Source organism: Aquisalimonas sp., from assembly GCF_007120195.1.
In the GTDB taxonomy this organism is placed as follows: Bacteria; Pseudomonadota; Gammaproteobacteria; order Nitrococcales; family Aquisalimonadaceae; genus Aquisalimonas.
Window position 1 is genome coordinate 1 of sequence record NZ_SKOG01000038.1, and the last position, 5008, is coordinate 5008.

Here is a 5008-nt window from a genome sequence, read left to right on the forward strand (position 1 = left end):
TGAAGGATCCTCCAGCGCGAGCTGCGTCAACGCATTGGTTAACGCGACCGGCTTGCCCAGCCCCAGGGGCAGAGCGACGCGCAGCTCAGGCCCCACCTCGGCGGCGATGCGTTGCGCCACCGCACGCGCATCGGAGGTAGGAAACGGAACCACTGCATTGCCCTCAGCCATGCGCCGTCCAGTATGCATCCGGGGCGAAACGCGCCCCATGAGCCTCTGTCAACCCATGAAGCCCGGTTTGAATATTTGCGAAACCGCGGGAGCGCGCGTAGTGCATCGGGCCACCGCGAAACGGGGCAAAGCCGGTGCCAAAGATCATCGCGCCATCGACCGTGTCTTCGCTCTCCACCACCCCCATGCGCAGGCACTCGGCACAGGCATTAATCATCGGCAGGATCAGCCGGTCGGTCATGTCATCCGACTCAGGCGCCTCCATGCCCGGTTTCGGCGGGCCGCTCGACCAATCATAGAAACCTTGGCCGGCTTTTTTGCCGGTCTTGCCATCCTCGACCATGGTGTGGACCCAATCCGGGATGTGGGCCATCGGCACAGGAAGATTGTCCCGCAGGCTCTTGGCAACGGACAGGCAGATGTCCAGCCCAACCTGGTCGGCCAATGTCACCGGCCCCATGGGCATGCCGAAACTGAGCGCTGCGCGGTCGACGCTTTCCTTATCCACGCCCTCGTCCAGAAGCACCATGGCCTCGAGCAGGTATGGGGTCAGCGCACGATTCACCAGAAACCCAGGATAATCGCCCACCCGCACTGGCAGCCGGTCGATCGCCCCGCAGAACGCCGTCAGTCTCTCCCGCGTTCTGTTTGAAGTCCTTTCGTGGGTGACCACCTCGACGAGATGCATCTTCGAGACAGGGTTGAAAAAATGCAGGCCCGCAAAACGGCTGGGGGCGCGAACCCTTGTGGCGAGCTCGGTCATCGGCAGGCTGGAGGTGTTGGTCGCGAGAATCGCGCCGGATTTCATCCCCGGCCCCAGCTCGGCGTAGATCTTTGCCTTCGTCTCCGCATCTTCGGGACCTGCTTCAATCACAAGATCAGCGTGCGCGAGACCGTATCCGCGCGGGTCCGGTATGAGGCGGTCGAGCACTTCGCGCGTCTCGATCGAGGACAGGTGCTTGTCCTTGCAGATCCCTGCTGCCGACTTCATGGCTGCACCCAAGGGTGCAAGCTCCATGTCGCCCAGTGTCACGAGCTTGCCATTGAGCGCCGCCCATGGGGCGATCTGGGCGCCCATCTCGCCCGCCCCCACAACATGAACATGGCCAATCTCGTCCTCGCCCCGGGCTTTCCCCTTAAGCGCCTGGCGCAAGAAAAATGCGCGAACGAGGTTGCGGCAGGTGTTTGAGCGCAACAACTCCGCAAAGGACTCGATTTCGGCCGTCTGCATTTCAGACTCGGATCCCCCGTGCTGTTCCCAAAGGTCAATCAACGCCCACGGCGCGGGATAATGTTCCCGGGGTGCCTTCTCTTCGGTCTTTGCGCGCATCCGCCGGGCTGCAACACGGCGCGCCGGCGCCAGCTTGTAGGCCTTGGCAGCAAGTCCACGGCTATTGTGGTCCACTTCGCCCGCAACAATGGCCCGTACTGCGGCGGCAACATGGCGTTCCTGGGTTACCATGTCGACGATGCCCAGGTCTTTGGCCTTGCCGGCATCGGCCGGCTTGCCGGTGAGTATCAGCGTCATTGCCTCAGTCGGGTCGATCAGCCCCGTCAGGCGAAACGTTCCTCCCAGCCCGGGATGCAGGCCCAAGTGCACCTCTGGAAAAGCGAAAGAGGCGCCTTCGACGGCGATGCGGTAGTCACATGCAAGCGTCAATTCGAATCCCGCCCCGAGTGTGGCGCCATGAACCACAGCAATGGTGCGGCTGGAAAGCCCCTCGAGGCGGTCGAGTACCGCGTGAGCGGCCCGTAGCTCCCCCTCGGCATCCCTGTCCGCCAATTCGGCGAAGCCTTCGATATCGGCCCCCGCAGCAAAGGCTGCACTCTTAGCAGATCGAATCACCAGCGCCTCGGGCGGATTGGCTTCAATCTGCTCAACATGCCCCTCCAGGTCGCGGAGCACGGCCCCGGAGATTGTGTTCACGCTGCTGTCGGTCTTGTCTAATACGAGCCAGCCTATACCCGCACTATCAACGGTGTAGCGCCAGTGGCCCTGACCTACAGCTTCAGCCGCCGGACCGAGTTCTAGACGGTGTTCGCCTAAGTGCTCCAGGACCTTGTCAACCATCACACAGCCTCCAATAGCATCGCGCCACCCTGGCCACCGCCAATGCATTCCGTTGCGATGCCCCGCATGCCGCGCCGCCGCTTCAGCGCATTGGCCAGATGCAGCACGATGCGGTTGCCGCTTGTGCCGACGGGATGACCCAGCGAGATCGCGCCGCCATCGACGTTCAGCCGCTCGCGATCAATGTGGCCGAAGCCGCCTGTCAGCCCCAGCAAGTCGCGGCAGAACGTCTCGTCCTGCCATGCGGCGAGACACGCCAGCACCTGCGCGGCAAAGGCTTCGTTGATTTCCCACAGGTCGATATCGCCTGGCTGCAACTCCCGGCGCTTCATGAGGGGGGAAACCGCCATCACCGGGCCTAACCCCATGATCGAGGGGTGAAGCGCCGCCCATTCGCTGTCAACGACTCGGGCGAGCGGCTGCAGCCCATGCTCTTCAATGGCCTCTCCGGAGGCCAGCACAACCCATGAGGCACCGTCAGTGATCTGCGCGGCGTTTCCTGGTGTCACCTTGCCGTAAGGCCTCTCGAAGGCCGGCTTCAGCTTGGCAAGGCTCTCAAGGTTGGCGTCGGAGCGAACCCCGTCGTCGTGCTCATGGGCGGCGCCGTCACGGTCGAAGGTGGGGGTGATTTCATCGGTCAGCCAGCCTTCGGCCTGCGCGTGGGCCAAACGGTGATGGCTTTCCACCGCGTAGGCATCGGCTGTCGGCCGATCAATGCCGAAGCGATAGGCCAGAATTTCGGCGGTTTGACCCATGTTGAGATCGGTGATCGGATCGGTCAGGCCACGCTCCAGGCTGACCACCGGCTTCAAATAGCCTGGCTTGAGCCCCGACATCTGTTTTGCGGTTGCCAGCGGGCCTTTCGCCTGCGCCATCCCGGCATACCATTCGACCGCCTCCTGTCGCAGGACGAGCGGCGTGTGGCTCAGGGCTTCGGTTCCACCCGCAAGGATAATGTCGTGGCTGCCCTGCTGAATGTAACGATACGCCGTGTCGATGGACTGCATGCCCGAGCCACAGTTGATCTGCATGGTGAATGCGACCGTTTCTTCCCTTAGGCCCAGCCGCAGGGCGGCGACCCGAGCCGGGTTCATCTCATCGGGGATCACATTGACACAACCCAGAATCACGAGATCAATCGCCTGGCGAGCAAACCGCTGACGCAGGAGCAGCGGCCTGCCGCACTGCACCGCAAGATCCACCGGCGTGAAGGGCCCGGGCCTGCCGCGGGCTTTCAAGAACGGCGTGCGCGCCCCGTCTACGAGGTACACAGGTCTGTCACTCATCGCGTTGGCTCCTCCTTCGGCATTTCATCCCCTGCCTTGAGGCCCGGGAAGAGTTGCGCGAGCTCGGCAGGTGAGTAGTCGTCAACGGCGATGACTCGATCCACGGCGGTTTGCGCCGCGTCCAAGCGGGCTTTCTCGGCCTCAGTGAGCACGCCCGCTTCGAGCGCCTGGGTCGCGGTCTGTTCCAACTCGCGCAACCTTGTCGCCAACGGTTCGACCTGCACAACCTTTTGATAAGCCTCGTTGAGCCGTGCGAGCCCAGGATGGCCGGTGTGTGCGATTCTGCCAATGAGCCGCTCGCGCGTTGCGGACGGTTCGTAGATCAAGTTCGCGCAAAGCTCCGTGAGATGGTCATCAGGGCCACGTACACGGCCTCCGGGACGCGTGGCAAGGCGCACCAGCCCTGCCGCCCACCGGGACGGGAAGTTCGCCAGCACCTCGTCCAGCGAGGTGCTGATGCGCGAGAAAGCCTGAGCGGCGTTGTATTCGACCAGTGGGTAGTCTTCGACCTTGCGGCCATCGTCCTCCCACCGTTTCAGGATGGCCGAGAGGAAATACAGCTCACACAGGATGTCGCTCATCCGGCCCGAAATCATTTCCTTGCCCTTCAGGCCACCACCCATTGTGAGCAGGGCCATATCAGCTGTCAGGGCATAGGCCGACGCCCAGCGCCCCAGGCTCCGATAGAGAGGACGCGCCTTGCCTGAGTTCGGAGCAGGAGCGAACATCGCGCCTGTCCATCCGCGGGCGAGCGCCCGGAAGAATGTGCGCACGGAATGGCCAACATGGGCCCAGAAATGCTTGTCAAAACTCTCCAGTGCCGAGTCCTGGTTGCCTTCCTGGAGCGCCAGCACTTCATCGAGCATATGCGGGTGGGCTCGAACTGCGCCCTGACCGAAGATCATCAGGCTACGGGTGACGATATTGGCGCCTTCAACGGTGATGCCAATTGGAAGTGCCTTATAGAGGGGGGAGAGGTAATTCGATGGCCCATCGATGACGGTCTTGCCAGCATGAACATCCATCGCATCGTTGACTGCGCGGCGCATCCGTTCCGTGGCGCTGTATTTCATGAGGGCCGAAATCACGGCAAGCGACCGACCTTCGTCAAGCCCGGCACAGGTCAGTCGACGAGCGGAGTCGACCGCGTAGGCATTGCCGGCCAGCCGTGCCATCGGTTCTTGGATGCCGCCGAACTTGCCGATGGGCCGATTGAACTGTTGGCGAACTCGCGCGTAGGCGCCTGTCGAATGCGCCGCGAGCGCGGAGGCTGCGCACGCGAGCGACGGCAACGAAATGCCGCGCCCCGCCGCCAGGGCCTTCATGAGCATCATCCAGCCCCGCCCCGCGTAGTCAGCCCCTCCAATGATGTTCTCGAGCGGGATGAAGACGTCGGTGCCGCTCGTCGGCCCGTTCTGGAACATGGTCGCACTGGGGATGTGGCGCCGCCCGATCTCCACGCCCGGCTGCTCTGTGGGCA

At 63.1% G+C, this 5008-nt stretch carries 3 protein-coding genes; all 3 read right to left on the minus strand.

Annotated features, from left to right (window positions below; genetic code table 11):
• Positions 1 to 163: 163 nt before the first annotated feature.
• Complete coding sequence (locus QZT63_RS03225) at positions 164 to 2242, minus strand: 3-hydroxyacyl-CoA dehydrogenase NAD-binding domain-containing protein (protein ID WP_290648529.1); 2079 nt, start codon at positions 2240 to 2242, stop codon at positions 164 to 166.
• Positions 2242 to 3528: an acetyl-CoA C-acetyltransferase gene (locus QZT63_RS03230; protein ID WP_290648531.1), complete on the minus strand. Its 1287-nt coding sequence runs from the start codon at positions 3526 to 3528 to the stop codon at positions 2242 to 2244. Before QZT63_RS03230 ends, QZT63_RS03225 begins: the two co-directional genes overlap by 1 nt.
• Positions 3525 to 5008 (minus strand): acyl-CoA dehydrogenase domain-containing protein (locus QZT63_RS03235; RefSeq protein ID WP_290648532.1); only part of this gene is annotated, 1484 nt, incomplete at its 5' end. The genes QZT63_RS03235 and QZT63_RS03230, both read right to left, overlap by 4 nt.

Excerpts from the sequence above, each read along its gene's own strand:
- QZT63_RS03225 (WP_290648529.1), bottom strand. The coding sequence starts at position 2,242 with ATGGTTGACAAGGTCCTGGAGCACTTAGGCGAACACCGTCTAGAACTC.
- QZT63_RS03230 (WP_290648531.1), bottom strand. The coding sequence starts at position 3,528 with ATGAGTGACAGACCTGTGTACCTCGTAGACGGGGCGCGCACGCCGTTC.